The 25,170-nt window shown below is 43.0% G+C and carries 18 protein-coding genes, 1 other RNA gene and 1 pseudogene; 8 read left to right on the top strand and 12 right to left on the bottom strand.

The window, feature by feature from the left end; translation table 11 throughout:
* The first annotated feature begins 89 nt into the window (after positions 1-89).
* On the top strand, positions 90-2,960 hold the full coding sequence (locus JMX18_RS04880) for a heavy metal translocating P-type ATPase (RefSeq protein ID WP_201585107.1): 2,871 nt from the start codon (positions 90-92) through the stop codon (positions 2,958-2,960).
* Positions 2,961-3,270: 310 nt separating this feature from the next.
* On the opposite strand, the gene JMX18_RS04875 is transcribed toward JMX18_RS04880, so the two are convergent.
* The gene (locus JMX18_RS04875) at positions 3,271-3,990 is read right to left on the bottom strand and encodes a Bax inhibitor-1/YccA family protein (protein ID WP_201585105.1); all 720 of its coding nucleotides are present in this window, start codon (positions 3,988-3,990) and stop codon (positions 3,271-3,273) included.
* Between the two features lie 410 nt (positions 3,991-4,400).
* Between JMX18_RS04875 and JMX18_RS04870 the strand changes: the two genes are divergently transcribed.
* Positions 4,401-5,405, top strand: a complete 1,005-nt coding sequence (locus tag JMX18_RS04870) for an NAD(+) kinase (protein WP_227674565.1) — start codon at positions 4,401-4,403, stop codon at positions 5,403-5,405.
* A gap of 60 nt (positions 5,406-5,465) precedes the next feature.
* Positions 5,466-5,777 (top strand): YeaC family protein, encoded by a 312-nt coding sequence (locus JMX18_RS04865; protein WP_201585096.1) that lies wholly within the window; start codon positions 5,466-5,468, stop codon positions 5,775-5,777.
* Between the two features lie 143 nt (positions 5,778-5,920).
* On the opposite strand, the gene JMX18_RS04860 is transcribed toward JMX18_RS04865, so the two are convergent.
* The 5 genes and pseudogenes from JMX18_RS04860 to JMX18_RS04840 all read right to left on the bottom strand — a co-directional run bounded on the left by JMX18_RS04860 (position 5,921) and on the right by JMX18_RS04840 (position 13,068).
* Complete coding sequence (locus JMX18_RS04860) at positions 5,921-6,295, bottom strand: HopJ type III effector protein (RefSeq protein WP_201585094.1); 375 nt, start codon at positions 6,293-6,295, stop codon at positions 5,921-5,923.
* A gap of 105 nt (positions 6,296-6,400) precedes the next feature.
* Positions 6,401-6,568, bottom strand: a pseudogene (gene csrA, locus JMX18_RS04855) (carbon storage regulator CsrA); the annotation flags it as partial.
* A gap of 371 nt (positions 6,569-6,939) precedes the next feature.
* Positions 6,940-8,226 carry an aspartate kinase gene (locus tag JMX18_RS04850; RefSeq protein WP_201585090.1) on the bottom strand — a complete coding sequence of 429 codons (1,287 nt, stop codon included), beginning with the start codon at positions 8,224-8,226 and terminating at the stop codon, positions 6,940-6,942.
* Between the two features lie 270 nt (positions 8,227-8,496).
* The gene (gene alaS, locus JMX18_RS04845) at positions 8,497-11,169 is read right to left on the bottom strand and encodes an alanine--tRNA ligase (protein ID WP_201585088.1); all 2,673 of its coding nucleotides are present in this window, start codon (positions 11,167-11,169) and stop codon (positions 8,497-8,499) included.
* A gap of 168 nt (positions 11,170-11,337) precedes the next feature.
* Positions 11,338-13,068 carry a TIGR00341 family protein gene (locus JMX18_RS04840; protein WP_201585086.1) on the bottom strand — a complete coding sequence of 577 codons (1,731 nt, stop codon included), beginning with the start codon at positions 13,066-13,068 and terminating at the stop codon, positions 11,338-11,340.
* A gap of 386 nt (positions 13,069-13,454) precedes the next feature.
* Between JMX18_RS04840 and JMX18_RS04835 the strand changes: the two genes are divergently transcribed.
* Entirely contained in the window at positions 13,455-13,673 is a 219-nt protein-coding gene (locus JMX18_RS04835) for a hypothetical protein (RefSeq protein WP_201585084.1), read from the top strand.
* Between the two features lie 112 nt (positions 13,674-13,785).
* On the opposite strand, the gene JMX18_RS04830 is transcribed toward JMX18_RS04835, so the two are convergent.
* Together JMX18_RS04830 and JMX18_RS04825 are read right to left on the bottom strand one after the other, a co-directional pair.
* Positions 13,786-14,577 carry an aspartate dehydrogenase gene (locus JMX18_RS04830; RefSeq protein ID WP_201585082.1) on the bottom strand — a complete coding sequence of 264 codons (792 nt, stop codon included), beginning with the start codon at positions 14,575-14,577 and terminating at the stop codon, positions 13,786-13,788.
* A 112-nt stretch (positions 14,578-14,689) separates the two neighbouring features.
* Entirely contained in the window at positions 14,690-16,069 is a 1,380-nt protein-coding gene (locus JMX18_RS04825; protein WP_201585080.1) for a L,D-transpeptidase family protein, read from the bottom strand.
* A 346-nt stretch (positions 16,070-16,415) separates the two neighbouring features.
* On the opposite strand from JMX18_RS04825, the gene prmB reads away from it, so the two are divergent.
* A complete protein-coding gene (gene prmB / locus JMX18_RS04820; protein ID WP_201585078.1) occupies positions 16,416-17,624 on the top strand; it encodes a 50S ribosomal protein L3 N(5)-glutamine methyltransferase in 1,209 nt (402 codons plus the stop codon).
* 73 nt (positions 17,625-17,697) lie between these two features.
* Positions 17,698-18,804: a chorismate synthase gene (gene aroC, locus JMX18_RS04815; RefSeq protein WP_201585076.1), complete on the top strand. Its 1,107-nt coding sequence runs from the start codon at positions 17,698-17,700 to the stop codon at positions 18,802-18,804.
* Between the two features lie 196 nt (positions 18,805-19,000).
* Here aroC and creC read toward each other — a convergent pair whose 3' ends face one another.
* Together creC and JMX18_RS04805 are read right to left on the bottom strand one after the other, a co-directional pair.
* On the bottom strand, positions 19,001-20,743 hold the full coding sequence (creC, locus tag JMX18_RS04810) for a two-component system sensor histidine kinase CreC (RefSeq protein WP_201585068.1): 1,743 nt from the start codon (positions 20,741-20,743) through the stop codon (positions 19,001-19,003).
* The gene (locus JMX18_RS04805; protein WP_201585066.1) at positions 20,743-21,546 is read right to left on the bottom strand and encodes a response regulator; all 804 of its coding nucleotides are present in this window, start codon (positions 21,544-21,546) and stop codon (positions 20,743-20,745) included. The genes creC and JMX18_RS04805 overlap by 1 nt, the downstream gene beginning before the upstream one ends.
* 261 nt (positions 21,547-21,807) lie before the next feature.
* On the opposite strand from JMX18_RS04805, the gene JMX18_RS04800 reads away from it, so the two are divergent.
* Positions 21,808-22,479: an alpha/beta hydrolase gene (locus JMX18_RS04800; protein ID WP_201585064.1), complete on the top strand. Its 672-nt coding sequence runs from the start codon at positions 21,808-21,810 to the stop codon at positions 22,477-22,479.
* A gap of 244 nt (positions 22,480-22,723) precedes the next feature.
* Positions 22,724-23,082: a transfer-messenger RNA gene (gene ssrA / locus JMX18_RS04795) on the top strand.
* 111 nt (positions 23,083-23,193) lie between these two features.
* Here the strand turns inward: ssrA and JMX18_RS04790 are convergent.
* Both JMX18_RS04790 and rplI read right to left on the bottom strand, forming a co-directional pair.
* Positions 23,194-24,492: a questin oxidase family protein gene (locus JMX18_RS04790; RefSeq protein ID WP_201585062.1), complete on the bottom strand. Its 1,299-nt coding sequence runs from the start codon at positions 24,490-24,492 to the stop codon at positions 23,194-23,196.
* A 150-nt stretch (positions 24,493-24,642) separates the two neighbouring features.
* Entirely contained in the window at positions 24,643-25,167 is a 525-nt protein-coding gene (gene rplI / locus JMX18_RS04785) for a 50S ribosomal protein L9 (RefSeq protein WP_201585060.1), read from the bottom strand.
* Positions 25,168-25,170 lie beyond the last annotated feature (3 nt).

Here is a 25,170-nt window from a genome sequence, read left to right as displayed (position 1 = left end):
AGCATTCAAGTTAACGTTATGGCCGTTAAGTAAATCTCAGATAAACCCTGTTCCCTATTTTAGCCTGTTTAAAGGAAATAAGAGCGACTATGTCCAGTTCTTTTTCACCAAATCCTTCCTCCTCATTAGCGGTTTCCTCTGGTTATGAGGATCACTCTATCACCGAAGGTTTGGTGTTACCACCAGCGGATCACTGTTTCCATTGTGGCGATCCGGTACCCAAGCCGCCTTTTTATACTGAAGTGCTTGGTAGCGCACGTGAAATGTGCTGTATGGGCTGCCAGCTAGCCTCACAAAGCATTGTTGAAGCTGGACTTGAGCAGTATTATCTAGATCGCTCAGAGATTAACCGTACCGCAAGTTTACCAACCCAGCTGACTCGTCTTGAAGCTTATGATCATGATGAAATAAAGTCGCAGTTTGTTTATGCCCAAGATGGTTTGTCAGTCGCTGAATTATCGGTCAATAACTTACGCTGTGCAGCCTGTACTTGGTTGATTGAGTCGCGATTAGAGGAGATCAATGGCATTGAGAGAAGCCAAGTTAATCTAACCAATCAGCGCATGCGCATTGTATGGGATGAAACCAAACTGCCCATTAGCCGTATTTTAGCGGTTATCAATGAAATTGGCTACGATGCCAAACCGTATCGGCAAGATACTCATGAAGCCATGCTAGCCAAGCATAATAATCAGATGCTAATACGCCTTGGAGTTGCTGCACTAGGGGCTATGCAAGCGATGATGTATGCGGTTGCAATCTATTTTGGTGAATATAGTGACATGCTGATTTTTCAACGTGACTTTTTGCGTTGGGTGTCTTTATTTGTTAGTACGCCTGTGTTCTTTTATGCCGGCATTCCGTTTTTTACCTCGGCATGGTCAGCCATTCGAGCGCGTCAAGTCAATATGGATGTGCCCGTTAGTGTAGCGCTGATTGTCACTTTTTTCGCCAGCCTTTATGCTACGGTGACTGGGCAAGGGGAGACTTACTTTGATTCGGTCAGTATGTTTATCTTTTTCTTACTGGCAGGGCGCTATATTGAGCACAATGCGCGTCTAAAAGCGGCCACTATGGCCAATGATTTGGTCGTGGTCGAGCCGGTTTTGGTCCAAAAGGTCGCTGAGGATAAACAGGCCGCTGAGCAGGTGTTAGCACAGATACAACAAAATGAGCATAATCAAGCGGCTGCTGACGACCTGTCTATTGCTGATGATAAATTGTCCGTGCCAAAATCGCTAGCTAGTGCCAAACCCAACTTTATGGGCGATATAGAGGCGAATGTGCTGGCGATTACTAAGCGCATTGCGATGGACTGGCAACAGAACCGTCAGCATTTACTAGCTCAGGATCATTATTTAGAACAACAATCAACTTCAAATGCTTCGTTAGCTCAACAGCCAGCTAAAGATAACAATGAGATGGTCACCGCGCACAGCTTGCAGGTTGGCGATATTATCATGGTGGAGGCTGGTGCTGAAATTATCAGCGACGGTATTTTGTTAAGCGAAACTGCTACAGTGTCACAAAGCTTGCTGACAGGTGAGGGCGACTTAATCATTAAGCAGCAGGGTGACTACATTATTGGCGGTGCCCAAAATGACAGTCAGCCCTTTGAGATGTTAGTCACGGCGTTACCAGAAGATAGCCAGATGGGTTTGATTGATCGGCTTATGAACCGGGCTATGAGCGAAAAACCGAAATTAGCGCAGCAAGCGGATAAGTTGGCACGCTGGTTCGTCGCGCGGATTTTAGTATTGTCAGTATTGGTATTTATCGGCTGGTATATTGTGGATCCCAGCCAAGCGATTTGGGCAACGGTTGCGGTATTGGTCGCCACTTGTCCTTGTGCATTGTCGTTAGCTACCCCCATCGCTCTGACGGTCTCGACCAACCGCTTAGCAAGCTACGGCTTTTTGACTACCCGTGGTCATACTTTGCAGACCCTAGCTGAGATTACCCATGTCGCCTTTGATAAAACCGGCACTTTGACTTACGGTAAGCCCAATTTACTAAATATTGAATTATTGCCTTCTTCATCCTCATCGGCATTATCAACTACAAACGCTGCTCAGAAAGTAGAGCAGCAAGACGAGCTACTATCAATAGCAGCAGCTTTAGAGGTCGGTAGTCGACATCCGATTGCGCATGCACTATTAACAGCGGCTTATCAACTTCATCTACCTACCACTCAGGATCTAGAGTATTATCCGGCAGGCGGGGTAGAAGCAAGGATTGATGGGGTCCTCTATCGTATTGGTCACGTTGACTTTGCGCTAGATAGGATGAACAAAATAGATAATAGCGATGCTACTGTGGAGAGCGATTTAATTATCGATTTGGAAGCCAATCGTGCCAGCTCTGCGGTGGTATTGTCCTCTCAGCGCTCACCGTCCCAATCATGGCATGCGCTGGCGTGCTTTTACTTTAATGATAAAGTTCGTGATACGGCAAAAACTATGCTAGATAGCCTCAAAGGCTTAGGTGTCGAGTCCGTTATGCTGACCGGCGACCCCAGTCCACAAGCACTAGTTATGGCGGAATCTCTGGGTATGCAGTCGGCTTATAATGGTCTATCACCTACGGACAAGGTCGAGCACATTCAAGCGTTACAAGCCCAAAATGCCGTGGTGTTAATGGTCGGTGATGGTATCAACGATGCGCCGGTGTTAGCCGCTGCTGATGTATCGACATCTATTGCAGGGGCCGCCGACTTAGCGCAGGTATCGAGTGACAGTATTATCTTGAACGGGCAAATCGAAGCTATTACAGCCGCCAAGCGTATTGCTGATAAAACTGAGCGTATCATTAAACAAAACTTCCGCTGGGCGCTTGGCTATAATGGTATCGTACTATTGCCAGCCATCTTTGGTTACGTACCGCCTTGGCTGGCGGCGATCGGTATGTCCCTAAGCTCACTAATAGTCGTGCTAAATGCGCTGCGTTTAAAACGCGCTTAGACTTATGTTATTAAAGTAAAACTATAGTCAATCCCAAATAAAACTGACATATTTAGCCACGTGCTACTGATATTAACTTTACTGGCGTGCTGTGTCTACGCTGACAGAGGCTGCGCAAAATTAATATCAGTAGCACTGAGTTACAACACTTTTAGAGTGACTTAGCTATATTAAAGCTTATAACAAAGTTTCATCTGATTCTTTATCAACAACCATAAAAAACGCCTGTACTATAAAAGTAGCAGGCGTTTTAGTTAGAGTCAGCTATTAAAAAGCTTTTTATTAAAAGGCTTTAGCTTAGTGTTACAAATTAGTCTTGTAAGTAGCTAAGCAAGCGTAGGAATTCGATATACATCCACACTAGAGTGGCAACGATACCGACACTGAATATCCACTCAAAGTCTTCAGATACGCCAGCAGCGACACCGCGCTCGATATTATCAAAGTCAAGCAGCAAGCTGAATGAAGCAATAACGATGACAAATAAGCTAAATCCAATAGCAATCATGCCGCCGTCAAATAAAAACGGTAAGCTTGAGCCAAATAACACAAAGCCCCACTGCACCACATACAAGATCATAATCGCAAATACTGCTGACATCATGATAGAGCGGAATTTATCAGTAACCTTGACCAGACCTGAACGGTACAGACCTAGCATTACTGCTGCGGTGACAAAGGTTGCACACAATGCGGTCAAAGGCACGCTTGGGTACATGCTCATAAATATCATCGAGATACCGCCCAAGAACAGCCCTTCTAATAACGCGTAAGGAACAGCAAGGGTTTTTGCCATATGCGGCTTGAAAATCATAAAAAATGCTAAGCCTACACCAGCAAACATACTCACGATTGCAGTCATGTAGATAAAGCTGCTAGAGAGTCCAGCAGCAATAGCATAAAAGAAAAAGCCTAAACCAGAGAGCGCTGACAAACCTAATAACATCGTGGTTTTTTGTACCACGCCCTTGACGGTCATCGGCTTACCGCCGACCGCAAGTTCTGCGCGACTGACAATAGGATTGGCCATACATAAGTCCTTAATATAAAATAATATAAATTAGCGCTACTTTAGCAAAACCGCTGCTATTGTCAACTGTGTTTACGTGACGCTTATCGATCCGCTAGCAAGTCTCTATCAGTTTAGCACCAAGGCTTAGCGCCATTATAGTCAGTGCTAAAGATAGAGATAGGTATCAAGATAATAGTCATATCTAGCTATAAAATAGCATGAACGATGTAAGTTAAGTAGCAGAAATAATACTCTAAAAGAGCGCATAATAGCTAATATATGGGGTCGATTACGACAGTTAACAACGATAATTAATAAAACATGCTAGTTTAACGGCTCATTTATCGCTATCATTGTTACGTGCTCAATCTTATTGCAGATGATCACGTTTTTATGTCATATATTCTAAAGTTATGCCGAGTCGTTATATGGAAAACTCAGCGCAGTCCGCAAGATTGCCGCACCTACATGAATCAGAGCTGTTTCATGCTATAAAGAACCCTGCTTTTCGCCGTATTGGTCTGATGGGCCGTGCTGGCAAGCGCAGTGTCATTCAAAGTCTTATTCAGGTATCTAAGACCGTTAATGAGATGGGTCTTACCTTAGTTATGGACGTGCAGACGGCCAATCTCCCGACCCTAGACTTAAGTGATATCGAAAGAGTCAAAATCGTTAAGCGCGGTTTGATTGGGGAGATTTGTGACCTTGTCATTGTCGTAGGTGGTGATGGCTCTATTTTACATGCTGCTGAAGCGCTAGCTCGCTATCGAGTACCAGTCTTAGGGGTTAATAGAGGTCGTCTTGGATTTTTAGCAGATGTTAAACCTAATGAAGTAGCCTTTAAATTACGCCAAGTATTGATGGGTGATTATCAGCTTGATCATAGGTTTCTATTAACGATGGAAGTAAGAGAAGGGCGAAAGATATTGTATGAAGATATGGCCTTGAATGATGTGGTATTGCATGCGGGTAAATCGGTGCACATGATTGACTTTCAGATGAAGATTGACGGTCAAGATGTCTATCGTCAGCACAGTGATGGGCTGATTGCAGCGACTCCAACCGGCTCAACTGCTTATGCGCTCTCAGGTGGCGGCCCTATTGTACATCCTAGTATGGATGCGATTTGTCTGGTACCTATGCATCCTCATACCTTGTCGAGCCGGCCTATTGTGGTCAGCGGTAATAGTGAGATATGTATTCGTATTCATGAAGATAATCGAACCCAGCCGATGGTCAGTGCCGATGGCAAAGCAAGTGTACCGATCGAGCAAAATCAGCGGCTATATATTCGTAAGCATCCTGATAAGTTGACTTTGCTGCATCCGCCAGGCTTTGAGTTCTACGAAGCTTGCCGGACTAAATTACACTGGAACGTCCACGCTGAAGAGTTCAGTCTTGATACTGATGATGATATTATAGATGATAATTAATGAGTATATTTTGAGCATAAAACAAAGCAGATAACAGATATCATGAGGAGAGTAGGCCGTATGGACAAGCAAACAATATTAGCAAGCCTAACGCCTGAAGTAGTCGACAAATTCCGTGTTGCTATTGAGCTGGGTAAATGGCCGGATGGCCGGCTAGTGACTAGCGAGCAACGTGAAACTTGCATGCAAGCAGTAATGGTATGGGAGCATGAGCATTTGCCTCCTGCCGAACGTACAGGCTATATTCATAAACCCATAAAAGATGATGGGAGTGTTATAGGCGCTGAATGTGATGTCGAGCATGAACATCATTATCCTAATATGCCTAATCCAAGAGGGGCGATACAGCCGGTTAAATTCCGTGATAAATAGTTGTAATGATAAGCTGTTGACTGAATAAAGAGTAAGAACAGCCATTTAAAAAGCCCACGCTATCGACTGATAGTGTGGGCTTTTTGGATTTCATACTAGATCTATTTAATCTAAATGTTATCTATCTAACTTACATCGCAAAGTTACAATGCAGTAGTATCTACTGATGGGCGCTGCGTAAGTGGATTCTTGGTCATCAAGAAACCTTGCCAACCCCAATGTAAAAAATTACGAATATTGGCGTGATCGGTGCCTTTCGGAGTAGCTAGCACCTTTTCGTAATGCTCACCGAATAATTTAAGGGTATCTAACTGACTTAAACCATGGTGCTTGGCAAAACCAAAAATCTTGGCACTACCTTCATTTTCACCAGCATCATTATGCACCATACCATTTACAAATGGTGCGGGCGCATAACGATAAAAATCATCAATAAAACTGATAACATCATTGAACCCAATGGCTTTTTTGTCCAAACCATTAAGCAAAGCAGATACGTCTGATTGGCGGATACTCATAATCAAATGACCTCAAAGCAGGTGGAATTAGCGATTAAAATAGTCTTCGTCATCGAATGAAGGCGCAAAGTTGCCTTGTTCGAGGTGCTGCATTTGTGATTGCACCGAACGCTCTTGTTGAATACGCTGATATATCTCTTCGCGGTGTACCGCAATATCTTTCGGTGCGTTAACACCGATACGTACCTGATTACCTTTGACCCCTAATACCGTTACACTGACTTCATCGCCAATCATCAAAGTTTCGCCCACGCGGCGTGTCAAAATTAACATGCGTCACACTCCTTATGTCGCAATAAAATATTATTACTCATGTATATTACTCAACTTCAGAATATCACCAAATTGAACATTATTTCACTACTTATTATGCTAAAGCGTCCTATCTTTATAAAGAAACGTCCTATTTAATAAAATAAGATTAAGAGCATAATCCAGAATAAAATAAATATCAGTGATAATAGGTAAATTCATTTAGCCCAAATGAACAGCCTATTATAAGTATCCTATTAGATACTGTCACGGCTTTTAACAAAACTGCTGGGTAAAAGTAGACCATTGTAATAAACGATAGGGTCTTGATAGACCCTATATAGAATTAAATCTCTGTTTTATTTCCTAACGTTCTGTTATTAAGCGCTTGATTATTGACCAGCAACTCTGCTATCACCATCCTCCCGGTCAAGACCAAAAGCAGTATGCAATGATCTAACGGCTTTTTCTAGATGTTGCTCTTGGATAAGTACAGAGACTTTGATTTCACTGGTTGATATCATTTGAATATTAATATTGTTTTCAGCCAGTGTTTGGAACATCAGACTAGCAACCCCAGCGTGTGAGCGCATACCTACGCCTACTAACGATATTTTGACCACTTCGCTATTGCCGAGTACTTCTTTAGCGCCAATCTCATCTTTAACTTCATCATTGAGCACTTTCATAGCTCTTTCCATGTCGCTACGATTTACGGTAAAGCTAAAGTCGGTAGTACCATGGGTGGATACGTTTTGGACAATCATATCAATTTCGATATTCGCCCGACCAATAGGCGTCAAGATAGCAGAAGCTATGCCGGGATGATCAGGTACGCCGCGCACTACAATTTTTGCCTCATCGCGGTTAAAAGCGATCCCTGAGATGATTGCCTGTTCCATACTGTCTCCTTCGTCTATCGTAATTAGGGTACCAACATTGTCTTTAAAGTCGTCATCAAAGCTGCCATCGTTGTTTTCATCAAAACTTGATAACACTCGTAGAGGGACGCCGTATTTACCTGCGAACTCTACTGAGCGAATTTGTAAGATTTTAGAGCCAAGGCTTGCCATCTCCAGCATTTCTTCAAAGGTTATTTTTTCAAGCTTTTTAGCTTTTGAGGTTACCCGTGGGTCGGTAGTGTAAACGCCATCCACATCGGTGTAAATTTGGCACTCATCGGCGCCGAGTGCGGCTGCAATGGCAACCCCTGTAGTATCAGAACCACCGCGGCCTAAGGTGGTGATGTTGCCATGCTCATCGGTACCTTGGAAACCTGCTACCACTACCACATTACCAGCGTCTAACTGCTCACGGATATTCTTATCTTCAATAGACTCAATACGAGCTTTATTGTGCGAGGCATCGGTTTTTATAGCTACCTGGCGACCAGTAAAAGAGCGTGCACCGATACCTAACTCTTTGATAGCCATCGCTAATAACGAGATCGACACTTGCTCACCGGTAGATACCATCTGATCGTATTCGCGCGGGTCTGGCTGAGGGCTAATTTGGCGTGCTAAATCAATCAAGCGGTTGGTCTCGCCGCTCATGGCTGACACTACAACGACGACTTGATGGCCATTATCGTGCCAGCGTTTAACGCGTTTTGCGACGTTTTTAATGCGGTCAATACTGCCCATTGACGTGCCGCCGTATTTTTGTACTATTAAGGCCATAAAATTTACCTATTATTCATCAATGCTAGCTATCAGTTATTAAGAGTTATAGATTGTAGCGCTATTTTTATATTCAGCTATAGATTAAAGATAAAACTGGATATAAAAACTGTACTTGGTATTAAGTGAAACGTTGACCTTTATACCATACTCGTCCGAAGAATTTAAGTCACAGCACCCGTTAGATGCGCTTATATCCAGTGCGATTAGTTATAGGAGCTATAACCAATCGCTTTACCTGCATCCCGGTTCAGGAGTTAATCGGTCTAACTAGCCAAGCTGAGACTCGATCCAGTTTGGCAAAGCACCAACCACAGCTGCAGTATTATCTGCTTTAGGGGCGCCGCCTTGAGCATAATCAGGCTTACCACCGCCTTTACCACCAAGCTCGCCGGCCAAATGACGGATAATATCACCAGCTTTAATACGTGAGGTTAAGGATTTAGCGACACTAGCAGCCAAGGCCAATTGTCCGTCTTTATCTCCAATCAACACAATGATACTGTCAGGTGATTTGGATTTGATATCATCCATCAGGGTACGGATCGATTTGCCATCAATACCGGATAAGGTGCTGACCAATACTGGGGTACCAGCAATGGTTTGTACTTCATCAAGCAAATTAGCAGCTTGTGCACTAGCCATTTTTTGCTCTAGACGTTCAAGCTGTTTCTCAAGCTCACGCTGCTTATCAGCCATAGTTTGTACACGTTTCGCCACATCAGGGCGTTTGACTTTAAGCTGACCGGCAAGGGTACTTAGCTGCTGATCATTTTGCTGAATATACTTGATAGCATTCATACCTGTAACGGCTTCAATCCGGCGCACGCCAGCTGCAATACCGCCTTCACTGGTGATTTTTAATACGCCAATATCACCTGTACGCTCTACGTGCAGACCACCGCATAGCTCAATAGAGAAGGGCTGGCGTCGACCATCAATGACTTGATCGGTACCCATGGTTAAAACCCGCACCTCATTACCGTATTTTTCACCAAATAAAGCCACGGCTCCTTTATCCATAGCTTCATCGATAGGCATGTTTTCGATACAAGCTGGGGTATTGGCTTGGATTTGCTCATTGACTAAGCGCTCAATACGATTAATTTCAGCAGCGCTAACCGGCTTATCATAAGCAAAGTCAAAACGCAGCACCTCACTGGATACCAGCGAGCCTTTTTGGCTAACGGTATCACCTAATACTTCACGTAGAGCCGCATGGAGCAGGTGAGTGGCTGAGTGGTTTTTGGCACTGGCAGCGCGAATGCTAGAGATTACCTCGGCTTCAGCGGTTTGTTGAGCACTAATGGTGCCCATATTGACCACGCCGTAATGAATAATGGCTTGACCAGATTTTTTGGTATCTTGTACCTCAAAGACGCCGGATGGGGTGCGAATCTCACCCAGCTCACCGACTTGACCACCGCCTTCTGCATAAAATGGCGTGCGATCAAGAACAATAACCCCTTCTTCACCTTCTGCTAAGCTGTCCGTAGCTTGACCTTCTTGATAGAGCGCTACAATTTGAACATTCTGGTCTTCTAACTGCTCATAGCCAATGAATTCAGTAGGCGTATCTACTTGAATCACACTACTGTAATCAACGTCAAATTTGCCAGCATCACGAGCACGTTCACGTTGTGCCTGCATGTGCTCATCAAACTCTTCTTCATTGATAGTAATACCGCGCTCACGGGTAATATCGGCGGTTAGATCGAGCGGAAAACCATAGGTATCGTAAAGCTTAAAGGCAGCTGCCCCTGAGAGGACATCACCATCCTGCAAATCTTCAAGCTCGCTGGCAAGTAGGCGTAAACCTTGTGCTAAAGTTTTGGCAAACTGAGCCTCTTCTTTTTGAATAGCGTCTTCAATCAAGCTTTGCTTCTCTAGAAGCTCAGGATAAGCAGCGCCCATCTCTGCTACCAAAGGGGCGACCATCTTATAAAAGAAGTCGCTATTGGCACCTAATTTATGACCATGGCGCACCGCACGGCGAATGATACGGCGCAGTACATAGCCGCGACCTTCGTTACTCGGCATCACGCCATCGGCGATTAAAAATGCAACCGCACGAATATGGTCAGCGATGACCTTTAAGGAAGATTGTTGCTGGTTCTCAATCTCTAAAACTTGCGCAGCGGCATCCATCAGGTGCGCAAATAAATCAATCTGATAATTACTATGGACGTCTTGCATAATAGCGCTGATACGCTCAAGCCCCATACCAGTATCCACGCTTGGCGCTGGTAGCGGGGTCATCGTGCCATCTTTTTGACGATTAAACTGCATAAAAACACAGTTCCAAATCTCGATAAAACGGTCGCCATCTTCTTCCGGAGTACCGGGTAGACCCCCTTCAATCTCAGCGCCATGGTCATAAAACACTTCGGTACATGGACCACAAGGTCCGGTATCACCCATAGTCCAAAAGTTGTCAGAAGCGTAGGGCACCCCTTTATTATCACCAATTCGAATGATGCGCTCCGCTGGCAGGCCAATGTCTTTATGCCAGATATCATAGGCTTCGTCGTCGGTTTCATAAATAGTGACATACAAGCGATCTTTATCGATGGCAAGCCACTTATCTGAGGTCAAAAACTCCCAAATATAAGCAATACCGTCTTGCTTAAAATAATCGCCAAAGGAGAAGTTACCTAGCATTTCAAAGAAAGTATGATGGCGTGCAGTATAACCGACATTATCTAAATCGTTGTGCTTACCGCCAGCACGGACACACTTTTGTGAGGTGACCGCACGAGTATAATCGCGAGGCTCTATTCCCAAAAAGGTTTCTTTAAACTGATTCATGCCCGCATTGGTAAATAACAAGGTCGGGTCATTATGTGGAATCAAGCTTGATGAAGACACCGGGGTATGCTGTTTGCTTATAAAAAAGTCAAAAAAAGCTTTACGAATGTCGGCTGAGCGGAATGGCTGGCTCACAGCGGCTCCTTACTAACGGCTATAGTTGAGATAAAATGAGATAAGAAAAGGTTTAATAAATTTGCAAGCGATTTTAGCACATTCAGCTAAGCTCTTGATATAGGATATGCAATTGCTGCATTATTCTAACAGTCTCAAAAGCTTTTATAACGTTAATTAGCGTACCCCTTAATTGGTTAAGATGGCGGCATCGGTTTTGTCGAGCTTATCAGCAGTCAGAGGGTTGGCTTCGATAACTTGTACAGGTAGGTAGCGTAGCTGTAGTTTAATGCGCGAGTTCTCCGAAAAGCTATCGAGCATATCTTGAGCAATCTCTGCTTCAAGTTGGCGCACATCGTAGGAGCTTGGGGTGGTTTCACCGCGAATGACTGCCCGAATAGTTAAGTGTTCATCCGTCTGATCAAACTGGGTGTTGGTCAGTACATTGCCTTTATCAACAAAATAGCTATTAATCGCTGTTTTAACATTGTTTTCAAAGGCTTGCTGATTGGCGTTTTTATTTAGATTAATTGACAAATAAACACCTAATACCACCAACAGTGATAAAGTAACGGCGTTGCGTCGCAAAAAAGTTAAGTAAGTACTTGACTGATAATCATCATCGACTAAGCGCCGAAAACCCAAAATCCATAGTACTAAAGCGTTGGTAAACTGGATGGCGATGATGTTGGTAATGGCTAACAGTAGTGCTCCAAGTCCAAGCTGGGTCTCGCCATTAGCAAACAAGATACCACTGGCAGCCAGTGGCGGCACCAATGCCGTTGCCACTGCCACCCCCACGACGGCCACTGACAGATGCGGCGAGACCATGGCATAAGCACCTGCCGTACCGCCAGCTAAGGCTATCATCAAATCCATAGAGGTCGGCTGGGTACGTGATAATATCTCTGCAGTCAGCGGTTGTTCATTGTGCAACCAACCTACTACAAAGCCTACCAAGACCACCAAAGAAACCCCAGTTATTACCGTAAATAAAGACTTACGCAACAAAGGGGCACGGTGATCAATGATGGCGAGCGCAATACCAGTAATAGGACCAAGCATCATCGCCACCAGCATCGCACCAATCACTACTGCTGCTGAATTAGTGACTAAACCATAGCTGGCAATAATAGCTGAGAGCATATTCATCACAAAGTACATTTTGCTGGGTAGGGCATTGGCCTCAATTCTAACCCGTACTTCTGGATAGTCTACTTTCTGATTGCTAAATTGCCGCGCAATAAACTGCTTATAAGACTCAAGTTTAGATTCTTTCTCTTTTTCGACGGCTTCTTGTCTTTTTTCATCATCTAGATACTCGCTATCTTCTAGATCTTGATTAGACTCAGTTTTGTCAATGTCGCTCGCATCAATATCGCTGTTATCAACCTTACTTTCATTAATGCTCTCTCTATCGTTATCATTTCGGGCTTCATCAACATTATCGCTATCCACTTGATCATTATCATTATCTTGCTGTTCAGCATAGTTTTCTAGGTTGCTTGCTTGATTATCGTAGTTTTCAGAGCTGCTTTGTTTAGCTTCATCTGCGGCAGCGGAGGTGGCGGGTGCGGTTTGGTCTTGCTGCTCTGTTGGTGTATCTTTATGAGCTAAATCTTCAAGATCTGGAGTTTCTACGGTAGCAATAACCACGTCAGGGCTAGGCGAGGTCATGGTTATCTGAGGTTCAGGAGCTTTAGCGCATTCTGTTTCTACTTCTTGATCTTCATCATCATTTTCGTTTTCCTCAATATTCTGCTCAGCCAAATTATCTACGTGGTCAATCAAAGGTTCCTGCGCTATTTCAGCACCAGACTCGGTAATGGCCTCATCATGACCAATATCAGGATCATTTTCATTATCTAGTGAGTCTTGTTTAGATAAAGAGTTCGCAGAGTTGTTACTAGATGAGGTCATGTTGACAAGGCTTTTGCAGAAGAGTAAGAGTGACTATTGTAATTGTAAAACAATACTAGCATAGTAATTTTTATGACTATAAAACTTCCAGAAAAAGGAGAGTAATGAAGAAAGTGGGTATCTATACTATAGCCAGTCAAAAGTATAGATGAGTATCATACGAAATGATTAGTTTAAATAAGGGATGTAAACCGATAGTGATAAAAGCTTTAAATGAATATTGATTAAGGATAAATTAGATAACAAATAAATCCTTAATATTAGCATGGCTTTTATTATAAGTCTTCTGTTATTACTGGCCTGCTAGTTTACAATTAATACTTACTTTTTATAAGGAATTAGCGTATAACTGTAGATATACCCACACAAATAATAAGGAATAAATCATGAATTGGCCATTATTCTCCATGATCTACTCGATGGCAGCAACGGTTATCGTTGGATTGCTTATCATTACAGCTTTAGTGACAGGATTTAATGAAATTCCTCATATTCAAATTGCTGTGGTGGTTGGTTTATTAGTTTCTATTCCAGCAGGTTTGTTTTTTACTAAAAAAGTCGGAAGCATTACTGGTGAAGAAGATAACAATGGACATCGAGCCTAATTAATGATGCGTTTGTAGTATTTAAAGGATGTTATACCTGATTTTAAAACAGCCCTTTAGAGGCTGTTTTTTTTATATCAATTGTTAGAGTATTATCAATGATAATTGAGGCTTATATTTGTAGAGTTTGATCCAGCTGATGGCATAAGCGTAAAGCGCTAAAAGCGGCCAAGCTTGATGTTTTCGGATTTTCAGCTAAGGGTAATCCTGTGATGCTAAGCTCAAGTTTACCAAATACGCCTTCAGCCGTTATATGGTGAATGTTATGTTCAAGTGCTGGATCAACGATTAATTCTACCTGAGTCTGATCAAGCCCGACTCCTGCAAGAGCAATCGTTGCAGCAACGTTGGAGTTGTCTGGGAATAAAGTCGCCGCTTCTCTAGCCGTTCCAGTAAAAAAGACCGCTGACTCTGCTAAGTTATCGTAATCGATAAGCTCATCAGCATGACTACCTTGCCAGCTGGCAGGGTTCTTTCTACCTTGATAAACAACTTTATCGAGTCCAGCCAAACTTGCGGCATTGATACCGTCAATACCAGCGACAGCACCAGCTAGTATATGGATTTTTACACCATGATTTTCTGCTGCATCACACAACGATATCGCAAACTTTTCGTCGGTAAAAGCACCTACAGAAACCACTCCAAGTGGTATGCCTTTCTCTAAAATATTGATACCGTGTTCTTTCAGCCCTTCTTGTCCGGCCATCTCAATAGCCAAACTAGGCATCTCTGCTAAATCATCTACCGAAGTTATCACTTTAATAGCGTCACCGCATTCAGCTCTTAAACGATCGGCACTTCTTTGACTGGATAATATAGTCGATAGCACCACGTTTTCAGGTAGCATCTCGTGGACCTTCCTAGCCATTGAGCCATACCCTATAAACATTACTTTTTTCATATCTAACTCCTATATTTTATAATTAAACAATATAACTAAAAAATAAAAAGGCCTTTTATTAAAAGGCCTTTTTAGATTACTGATAACTATATTGGTTATAGAATGAAGTTGACTACTTCAGTTCAACCGTTGCCCCTTTTTCGATATTGGCATAGACCTCTAATACGTCCCAGTTGGTTAAGCGTACACAGCCTGCAGAGGCTTGGCGACTAATACCTTCAGGTTTAGGTGAGCCGTGAATACCGTAAGAAGGCTTCGATAGCCCCATCCAGACGACTCCTACCGGGTTATTTGGTCCTGGTGGTAGCATGTGTACTTTTTTGTCACTGCCTTCACCGACAGTCGCTTTATACCATGGCATTTTAACACTATTAATAATCTTAAAAGTGCCTTGCGGTGAAGGAGTGGCGTCACTACCAATAGTCGTCGGGTAGGTAGCCACTAGCTTTTTATCATTATAGGCATATAGGGTTTTAGTGGCTTTATCAGCAACAATACGATTGATACGCTCATTAAGAGGTTTACGGGTATTTAGTACGGTAATCGTTTCACCGACTTGATATTTTTTGTTTTTATTTAACTTATCAAGGTAGCGCACATCCATGTGAAAACGCTCAGCGAGCATCTCTTTGATGTCTTGATAATATAAACCTTTCATTTTTGACTTAGCTTCTGAGCCTGCAGGCGTGGTCGCAAAGTTAGTATTGATATCTTCTTCGGTTAGCGTATAAGTCACGAGTACCGGCTTATTGGCCGGGATGTTTTTGGTCAGCGCATCCCAAGTCTTTTGATCCATTTTACCTGTCGCTGGCAAGCCTTTCATAGTTTGAAAGTTGGTCAAAGCCTTTCTGCTATTCATTCCCCAGCCGCCGTCGACTGGACCAGGTGAAGCGTGATTCCAGTCGAGCAACGCTTGCATTTTGATAGTCATGGCTGAGTTGACTTTCATGTTCGGCGACCAAGTAGCGCTGTTTACTTGCTGCGCATAATTCGATAAATTCAAAGTGGTATAGGTTTTACCGTCTTTATTTTCTATACTTTTGATTGAGGACTCGTCATTAACACTTTGCTGCTCATTAACGGGAGATTCAAATCCTAAAGAATCAGCACCATTGTCTGCCAGCTGACTGTTAGGATTAGCTAGCGCTTGGCCTTCACTGATATCATCATTACGCTCAGACTGCTCATCTTTACGGGTCAATTCTTCTGCACTAATGTTGTCAGCTTGCAACTGTTCATCTTGTTTATCAATCAATTTGCTCATACGATCAGCAGGTTGCTTTTTAGAGGTGCTCAAAGTATTGCCATCGATTGATTGACTACGATCTTCTTGAATATCAAGACTTGCCAACACTGCCATATCCGGCAAGTTATCACCTGCGCTTACTGGGAGGTTTCGAGTATTATCGTTAGGAGCAGCAAGCGCATTTAAGCTAACACTGGCTGTCAGTGCAGCGATTGACATTGAAGCGATAAGGGGTTTTATTTTCATAATATTTGATCACAATTGTTTTTACGATGAGCTATTATGCGCATAATTCGATGGCTTCGCAAACTTTTGCTACCTCTTTTTATAGCAAAAGGTTGTTAGGCGTCAATCATTGACGTATTAATAACAGTGTAGTGATAATCTAGCTATGATTGTTAGAGTTAATGGCATAAATATTGAGTAAAGCAAGGTGTTGATAAGATAGCATTGGCATAAAAGTAAATAAAAAGCACAGTCATTGGCGCCATCTAACGTTTGGGTTTATAATGCTTTAATATAATTTTATTCAAGCGCTACTCTTTTAACGCTATTTTTAACTAAGCTTGGCTTTTAATCAATAAGGTGCCCTATGTCAGAAGACCAAATCATGAGCGCAGAAGATTTTCAAAATCAATACTCTGCTGAAGCTGAAGGCGATTTTGAAGGCTTAGATTATCAAGGCTCTGATCTTCAGGATTCTGAGCTATTAGATCCCGAGAATATTTCATTGACAAGTTCGCAGAGCGAGCTTGAAGAAGCGCGCGAACAATTATTCAGCATTCGTGATTTTATTCGTTTTGCGGTCACTCAACTGCGCAATTATGATGTAGTAGTGGCGCAAGGGACTACCGATGAGTTTGCAGAAGCCTCAGCTATCGTATTGCATTCTTTATCTTTGGACTGGTCAGCTAATGAACAGATTTTAGATTGCCGTCTTACCCACTCTGAAAAACAGGCGGTGCTAAGCTTATTGGAAGCCCGTATTAGTGATCGTAAACCACTGAGCTATTTAATTAATTTGGCTTATTTTTGTGATTTGCCTTTTTATATTGATGAGCGGGTTTTGATTCCACGCTCACCGATAGCGGAGCTGATTCGCCAGCAGTTTTATCCTTACTTTGAAGTCAATGAATGGGCCAAACCGCTAGGAGCAGCGACAGGGATAGCTACAAAATCCAAAGAGCCGTCAGCCGCTTTTTATGACCACGGTCTTGAGGTAAAGCAGTTGTCACAACCGGAGCGTATCTTAGATTTATGCACCGGTTCTGGCTGTATCGCTATTGCCTTGGCAAGTCGTTTTGTTGATGCCTTGGTTGATGCGGTAGATATCGATAAAGGTGCTTTAGAAGTGGCAATGGTCAACGTCGATCATCATGAACTCGGCCATCAAGTCAATGTTATAGAGTCGGATTTGTTTGCTAAAATACCAAGCGAGCACCAGTATGAGCTCATCGTTACCAATCCGCCTTATGTTGATGCAGCTATTATGGCAGATTTGCCGCCTGAGTTTTTATATGAGCCAGAGCAGGCACTGGCTGCGGGTCAAGATGGGCTAGATTTGGTACATCGTATCTTGTTTGAAGCGCCAGACTATCTCAGCCCTGAAGGTTTGCTAGTGTGTGAAGTAGGCGATAGCGAATGGGCTTTGAACCAAGCTTATCCTGATATTAACTTTGATTGGTTGACATTTGCGCACGGCGGTCACGGAGTCTTTGCGATTACTTTTGAGGAATTGATGGAGTATCGCTCGCTTTTTGCTCATTATGTGCAGCGCTTAGACGATATGAACAATAATTAATAGAGGTGCTATACAGCCTTTGATAGTTATTATCGGATATTTATAAATAAATCGAATTCGTTTAAGGATAGACATGGCAGGTAACAGTATAGGACAGCTTTTTCAGGTTATGACTTGCGGTGAGTCGCATGGTGCCGGACTGATGGCTATTGTGGATGGGGTGCCGCCTGGGATGGCGCTTTGTGCCGCTGACTTGCAGACCGACTTAGATCGCCGCAAGCCCGGTACTTCTAAATACTCGACCCAGCGCCGTGAGTCTGATGAAGTTGAGATTATCTCGGGCGTATTCGAAGGCAAAACCACTGGCACCTCCATAGGTCTGCTGATTCGTAATACCAATCAAAAATCCAAAGATTATAGCGAAATCAAAGACACTTTTCGTCCCGGCCACGCTGATTATACTTATAGTATGAAGTATGGTTTTCGTGACTATCGTGGCGGCGGGCGTTCATCAGCGCGTGAAACCGCTATGCGGGTGGCGGCTGGTGCTATCGCTAAAAAGTACCTGCTAGAGCGTTTGGGCGTACAAATTCGTGGTCACGTAACCCAAATCGGTGATGAGCACAGTCAAGTAACGGATCCGAGTCAAATAGATTGGGATTATGTCAATAGCAATCCATTTTTTTGTGCGGACCCTGAAGCAGTTACCCGCTTTGAGGCTTTGATAGATCGCTTGCGCCGTGAAGGTACCAGCTGCGGTGCGCGCCTTGAGGTAATCGCCAGCGGCGTACCCGTAGGACTCGGCGAGCCAGTCTTCGATCGCTTAGATGCCGATATTGCCCATGCGATGATGAGTATCAATGCGGTAAAAGGCGTTGAGATTGGGGATGGTATGGCCGTAGCTGGACAGTTTGGACATAAGTCTCGTGATGAGCTGACTCCAGAGGGTTTTACTGCCAATCATGCTGGTGGTATCTTGGGCGGCATCTCATCAGGTCAAGACATTCGTGTCAGTATTGCGCTCAAACCAACTTCTAGTATTACTACTGCTGGCAAGAGTATTAATACTCAAGGGGAGGCTGTCGATATGTTAACTAAAGGTCGTCATGATCCTTGTGTTGGCGTACGTGCTACACCAATTGCCGAGGCGATGCTAGCGATAGTATTACTGGATCATTATCTACGTCATCGGGGTCAAAACGCTGACGTAGAGCCGCCAGTAGAATCGATTACTGAATAAGCTAACTTATTAGCAGCTATAGCCTTTATGTTTCTACTATGCTGCTAAGCGTTTATGTGCCAAAAGCCTTTTATCTTTTCTACTTTAGCTAGGAAGGATAAAGGGCTTTTTTATTGTAGTCATCATCCAGTGCTATCACAGGTTTTGAGCATCCATTGAATGGTTTAAAAGTTGTCAGTGGCCAGGTCTCAGATATTTACTTTTCAAATAAAGGTAAGGTTATGCGCACCATAACTCCAGCTAGCTGATCGGCAGCGGAGTCAGCGCCAACATTATGCATAATAACGCTGCCACCATGATGTTCAATCACTTGTTTGACTAAGGTTAGCCCCAGTCCCGTTCCTTTTTTTGCAGAGGTGTGAGTAGTTGTGGTCTGTGTTTTAGGTTGTTGAGAAGTGAGATCGGATTGGATAGCGCTTGAACGTAATTGGCTTTGATGCGACAAGCTAAAATAACGATCAAATACTTTACTAACCGCATAATCCGGAAGCTGCTTGCCATCATTGAAGATGTCAATAACTACTGAGTGCGCTGTAGTATTATAAATATGAATGGTGACTTTATTGGCGGCAAAATAGATTGCATTATCCAGCACATTTTGCAAGGCTTGTAGTAACCAAAAACTATCCGCAAATACTGTGGTTTTGGCCAGTATCTCCACAGGTAGCGTCATATTTTTAGAATGAGAAAGCAGGTTTTCCTCATTAACATACAATTCAATAGCGTCCAGATGACGCTGTTGGAGCTTTGGACTACTGTCTTTTATCAAGCTCTGGAGCATCGGTAATAAGGCTACGGGTTGCCGATTTAGTCTAAAAGTAGGCTGCTCAACTTTGGCTAATAATAATAAACGATCAATCAATTGCTGCATTTTGATACTTTGCTCACCAATAGACTGATTAAGCATGTGGCGATCTTCAGTATCTAGGCCGTCATCCTCTAACAGCTCACTGCTAGCACGAATAGCGGTCAATGGACTTTTTAGCTCATGGGTTAGCGTATGGACATAATCGCTGACATAAGCCCTGTTTTCTAACCGATGTTTCATGGTCTCGATAGTATCGGTTAGGCTGTTAAGCTCATGACCCAAATAGAAATAAGGCTTTTTAGTATCCTCGGCGAGCGAGCCAGTATATTGAGTGACCAGAGTGATACTTTGCTTAAGCCACCACGCCACTAGACCTGCTAGTATCAGAGCGGCGATACTAACCAGTAGGGTAGTGATCAACATGCGCTGGCGTGTATCATTCAGATAAGGCAAGATACTCGCAACTGGTTTACCGACACTAACCACGCCGATAATCTCGCCTAATTCGTCTCTTATCGGCTGGGCAACATACATGATAGAAGTATTGTGCCCGCTATCTTTGCTGAGCGTACTTCTCGCACCGTATTGACCTTTTAGAGTCAGATAGATATCATTCCAGCGGCTATAATCTTCGCCTTCAGCGTTGTAAGGCATAGGCCAAGAGTCGTAGATAACTAAACCGTTATTATCGGTAACATAGACTCGAAAACCGTTATCCGTTTGCTTATTAATAGTCGGCTCTAGATCTTTATTAAGTGAGCCATTGATTGTCGTTTGGGTGCTGGCAAAACCAGTATCCAGCTGTCTCTGATAACTCTCATCATATAGTTGCCCTGAGCTTAGAGGCACGCGCAAACTGGCCGCTAGTAATTGGCTAGTATCTAATAAAGTATCCTCAATGACTTGCTGCGCGGTCGGCTTGATATAGCCAAACAATTGGGTAAAGGCGACTATGCCAGAGAGAATTAGAATCAGTGCAACGGCCAGCCAAATCCGAAAAAATATACTTAGATTAAGCGGACGTTTCGGGGTTTTCGTCTGCTGCTGGGCAGTACCAATAGGGTGCAGTTTGGCATACCAACTGCTTTGATTGGGTTTGATGGGATTATTTTTATTATCAGGAGAGCTCATTAGGCAGGACACAGTCCATAACCAAGACCACGGTGGGTATGAATCACATCGGTACTAGCATCAATGCTAGCCAGCTGTTTGCGAATAGATTTGATATGACTGTCTATCGTGCGTGCCAGGCGGTGATCAGGATAGTCAGTGACCGCATTTAGTAATTGTTCACGGCTAAAGACTTGATTGGGGGCTTGGAGTAAGGTTAATAAAATCTTGCGCTCGGTATTACTAAGCTCAAGCTTTTGATCTTGCCACATTAGTGAATAATTAAGCGGCTGATAATACCAAGTACCAGATTGACACTCAAAAGTTAAAGCCTGCCCTGACATCGGGTTAGGAGATAAGTTATCAGCTGCGCCATTAGAGGTATGAGAGTTATGAGACGGAGTGCTATCTTCAGTAGCATACTGCTGGGCGCTTATTTGTTCACGCCGCCAAATCGCCTTTAAACGGGCAACCAACTCCCGAGGACTAAAAGGCTTAGCACAGTAATCATCACCGCCCATCTCCAGTCCTAAAATACGATCTACCTCATCACTACGGGCGGTTAAAAATACGATGGGCAAGTCTTTTAAATGCTCAAGCTCGGCGGTATGACGAATTTGTTGACACAAGCTCAAGCCATCACCATCAGGCAAACCAACATCTAAAATAATAGCTGATAATGTTTGCGCCTCATCACTATGCAGCATAGGTAAAACCCCACTGGCATTATCTAGCCAAGTGATTTGCCACCCTTCACGTTTGCAAGTCACTTTCAAAGACATGGCAATAGCGGGATCGTCTTCTACCAATAAAATATGAGTCATAGTTGTGATATCTTGTTATAAAAAGTTTTCTTATATAATAAATGTTGAAAAATAATAATAGAGCGTCATAAAGTAGCTACATTGGTAAAATCGACACCACTCACGCTATTAAATTATCCTAGCATAAAACCTTTGCTAGGGTAGTATGTGGCATCTCAATAGCTGTGAAAAATTGGTGGATAATAATTGAAGGTTCAACAAATTCTAATTAAGTCATAAATGGGTCATACCTATAATTTTATATAAAGGAAATAGAATAAAATGAGTCAATATTTAGAGGCGGTCATCAAAGAGCATAACCCATCGAATAAGCAAATAGATCGTGCGGTTATATGGCTCCATGGTTTAGGTGCCAGCGGGCATGATTTTGAGCCTGTAGTGCCGCAGTTGGGCTTGAGTAATGATATGGCGGTACGTTTTATCTTTCCGCATGCCCCGAATATCCCTGTCACTATTAATGGCGGTATGGTTATGCCAGCTTGGTACGACATCTTGGAGATGAGCCTTGAGCGTAAAGTTGATATTGCCCAAATTGAGCAATCAGCGCAAAAAATACATGATTTAATCACTCGTGAAATAGAGCACGGCGTTGCTCCTGAAAATATTGTCATAGCTGGGTTTTCTCAGGGCGGGGCAGTAGCTTATCATGTGGCATTGGGCTATCCAAAGCCTTTGGCTGGCTTGATGGCATTGTCTACTTATTTGGCGACCAATGATGATTTAGAATATAGCACGGCGAACCAAAATATACCTGTACTGATTGAGCACGGTACTCATGACCCCGTTGTTCCAGTGGTTTTAGGTCAGCAGGCGCAGCAATTATTATCAGCTAAAGGCTATCAGGTTGAATATAATACTTATCCGATGGCGCATCAGGTTTGTATGCCGCAGATTCAAAATATCGGTAAATGGCTGAATAAAGTTTTGGGCTAAATCACTACAGCATATAATAATAAACTTATTACTCCTGAATGGTTGAAAAGATAACTATCTGCCCCATATATCATTCTATAGGGTATTTACTAGCTTCTATTTTGATATAGAGTTTTAATTAGAGCGATATTACAATTTGATATATTGTCTACATAATCAATCAGTTAGGATGTAAATTAATACGCTATAAATTATTATATGGTTGACAAAAGCTCTTTTATAACCTATAATACGCAATCTTATTGGGGATGTTCTGGCTTCGACGCTGGTGATGAAACTCAATGATGCATGTCGAGAGTGTATGTCCTCTCGTAAATCAAACATATATTGTTATAGTCGCAAACGACGAAACTTACGCTCTAGCAGCTTAAACCCTGCTTACTGCGCTGCCGATTACCTATAGTTGACCAGCCCAGTTGAAGCGTCCGAATATAGGTTCGCCACAAGGGATTGTCTCAATCGCTTGGGTTCAAAAGTAGAGAATCGTCCAATCCATCCTGCCTGTCGGATCGGTGCGGACTAAAAACAAAGACAGAATCTAAACATGTAGAGTCATGAGCGTAATGCTGGCGGACGCGGGTTCAACTCCCGCCATCTCCACCAAATATTAAAAATCCGATCACATAGTGTGGTCGGATTTTTTTATGGGTAGTCTTAACTTTAATGTTTATGCTATCTCAATTTTTTATCTTTGTTTTATAGAGCCTTTGATGCTCAACGATTAAACCATAAGTTTGCATCTAACTTACCACTAGGGTGGGGCATTGCGAGGTTTTGAGCCGCTTTAATATACACATCATGGGTAGCACTTGAAAACGCCTGCCATTCAGCCCAACGCTTTAACACATAAACGCCTTTTGGGACATGCTCATCAAGGCTGTCTGTGGTTGACTGTAATATCTGCATCCACCATGCCTGTTGTTCATCAGTTAGCTGATGCTTATCAGATTGATTTTTGTCCTTATACTTATTCCATTGCTCTAGCAATACGATTGTATCCACTATATTAGGGATGCCTTGAACGATAATAGTAGCCACTAACGCTCTAAACCAGTAGCCTAAAGCGTTACGCTGGGCTGTCTCATCAAGGTGCGGCAGGACACACAAAACAGCATGTAGGCTAGTTAATCCATGCAATATAAAAAACTCGTTATCACTGCTGTACAAAGCTGTGGTTGCAGTAACCGTTAATGCTTCTATTGATGGCGTTAAGTCACAGCCGATATCGGGTAGTCTTAGCGTCACGTTTTCATTGAGAAACTGCGCCATTGGGTGTTCAGGATTATCAAAAGTGATGAGCCGCTGCTGAAAGCTGCCTCTATTAAGGTCTGTATAGTCTTCAGTCTTACTCAATAAATCGGCTTTTTTAGCCAGCGCTGCTATGTCGTTATTGGTAAAAATCTGCTTAAAGGCTGCAATGATGCTCGGTGCATTAGGACACCATAGCTGATGTTCACTATGATTTGAGCCAGTTGCTAACGGCTGAAAAGCGGTTGCCATGTAAGCTAAGCCCTCACTTGCCATGTCTACAGAGTCGACATCAACCGCCCAGCCCGTATGAATAACAGCATGCATTGCTGCCCCTGCCATACCTTCTGATAGTGCAGGGTAATAGCGATTCAGACAAGCGCTCAAACCCAGCTTGGCTATTTTTTTATCAAAAAAATCACGATATAAGCCAAAGGCAATCCGGATAGACTGCAAATTATTTAACCAATTAGCGTCAGTTATTTTGGTGTAATCAATGGGGTTGCTGCGTGGCGGCTGTAGCATTTTTGCTAGTTTTTTAGAGTGTAACGCTTTTTTACCATTAACTTTATCGGTAGTGTTATAAACATAAACCTCCTCCCACCACTGCATTTTTTCATTATCAGCACCAGCAGCATCCAGCGCAATCCAGTTATGAGTAATATGATTGGATAAATACTCATCATACTCAATGTGCCAGTTTCTGCCACGCTTGAGCCACTCATGTAAGCGCTGGGAATAATTAGGGGCTGAGTAAAATGTCATATGAATTCTCTTGGTTTGCTATGCTAATAAAGACTGCAAAAAAACCTAACCAGTTATAAAATATAACATTTTAAATGCCATTTCACATAAAAAAAGCCAGTAACTTAAGTTACTGGCTTTTTTTTAAAATTAAACTAGAGATTCTAAAACTTACTCTTCAGAATAGTCTTCGTTCTCGTCTGCTGCTTCGTTATCATCTTCTTCTACTGCTTGGTCTTCGTCATCACCATCTTCTGATAAGATAGTAACTAAAATGCTAGCAGTAACATCATGATGCAACTGGATATCAACGTTATATTCGCCAATTTGACGTAGTGTGCCTTCTGGAAGTTTAACTTCAGAGCGGTCAACTTCTAGGCCAGAGTTGGTTAAGGCTTCAGCGATATCGCGAGTACCGATAGAACCAAATAGCTTGCCTTCGTCACCAGACTTGGCGCGCATGATAACGTTAACATCAGTTAGGGCGTCAGCACGCTCTTGAGCGCTAGCGATTTCTTTGGCTTCTTCAGCTTCAAGCTCAGCACGACGTGCTTCGAACTTTTCAATATTAGCTTTAGTCGCAGGTAATGCTTTACCTTGCGGGATAAGAAAGTTACGTCCGTAACCTGGTTTTACATCGACAGTTTCACCGAGTTTACCAAGGTTGACGATACGCTGTAACAAAATAATTTGCATGAG

The organism is Psychrobacter jeotgali, from assembly GCF_904846315.1.
GTDB lineage: Bacteria > Pseudomonadota > Gammaproteobacteria > Pseudomonadales > Moraxellaceae > Psychrobacter > Psychrobacter jeotgali.
Note: the sequence above shows the minus strand (reverse complement) of the source record. Positions and strands in the feature narration are given on the sequence as shown.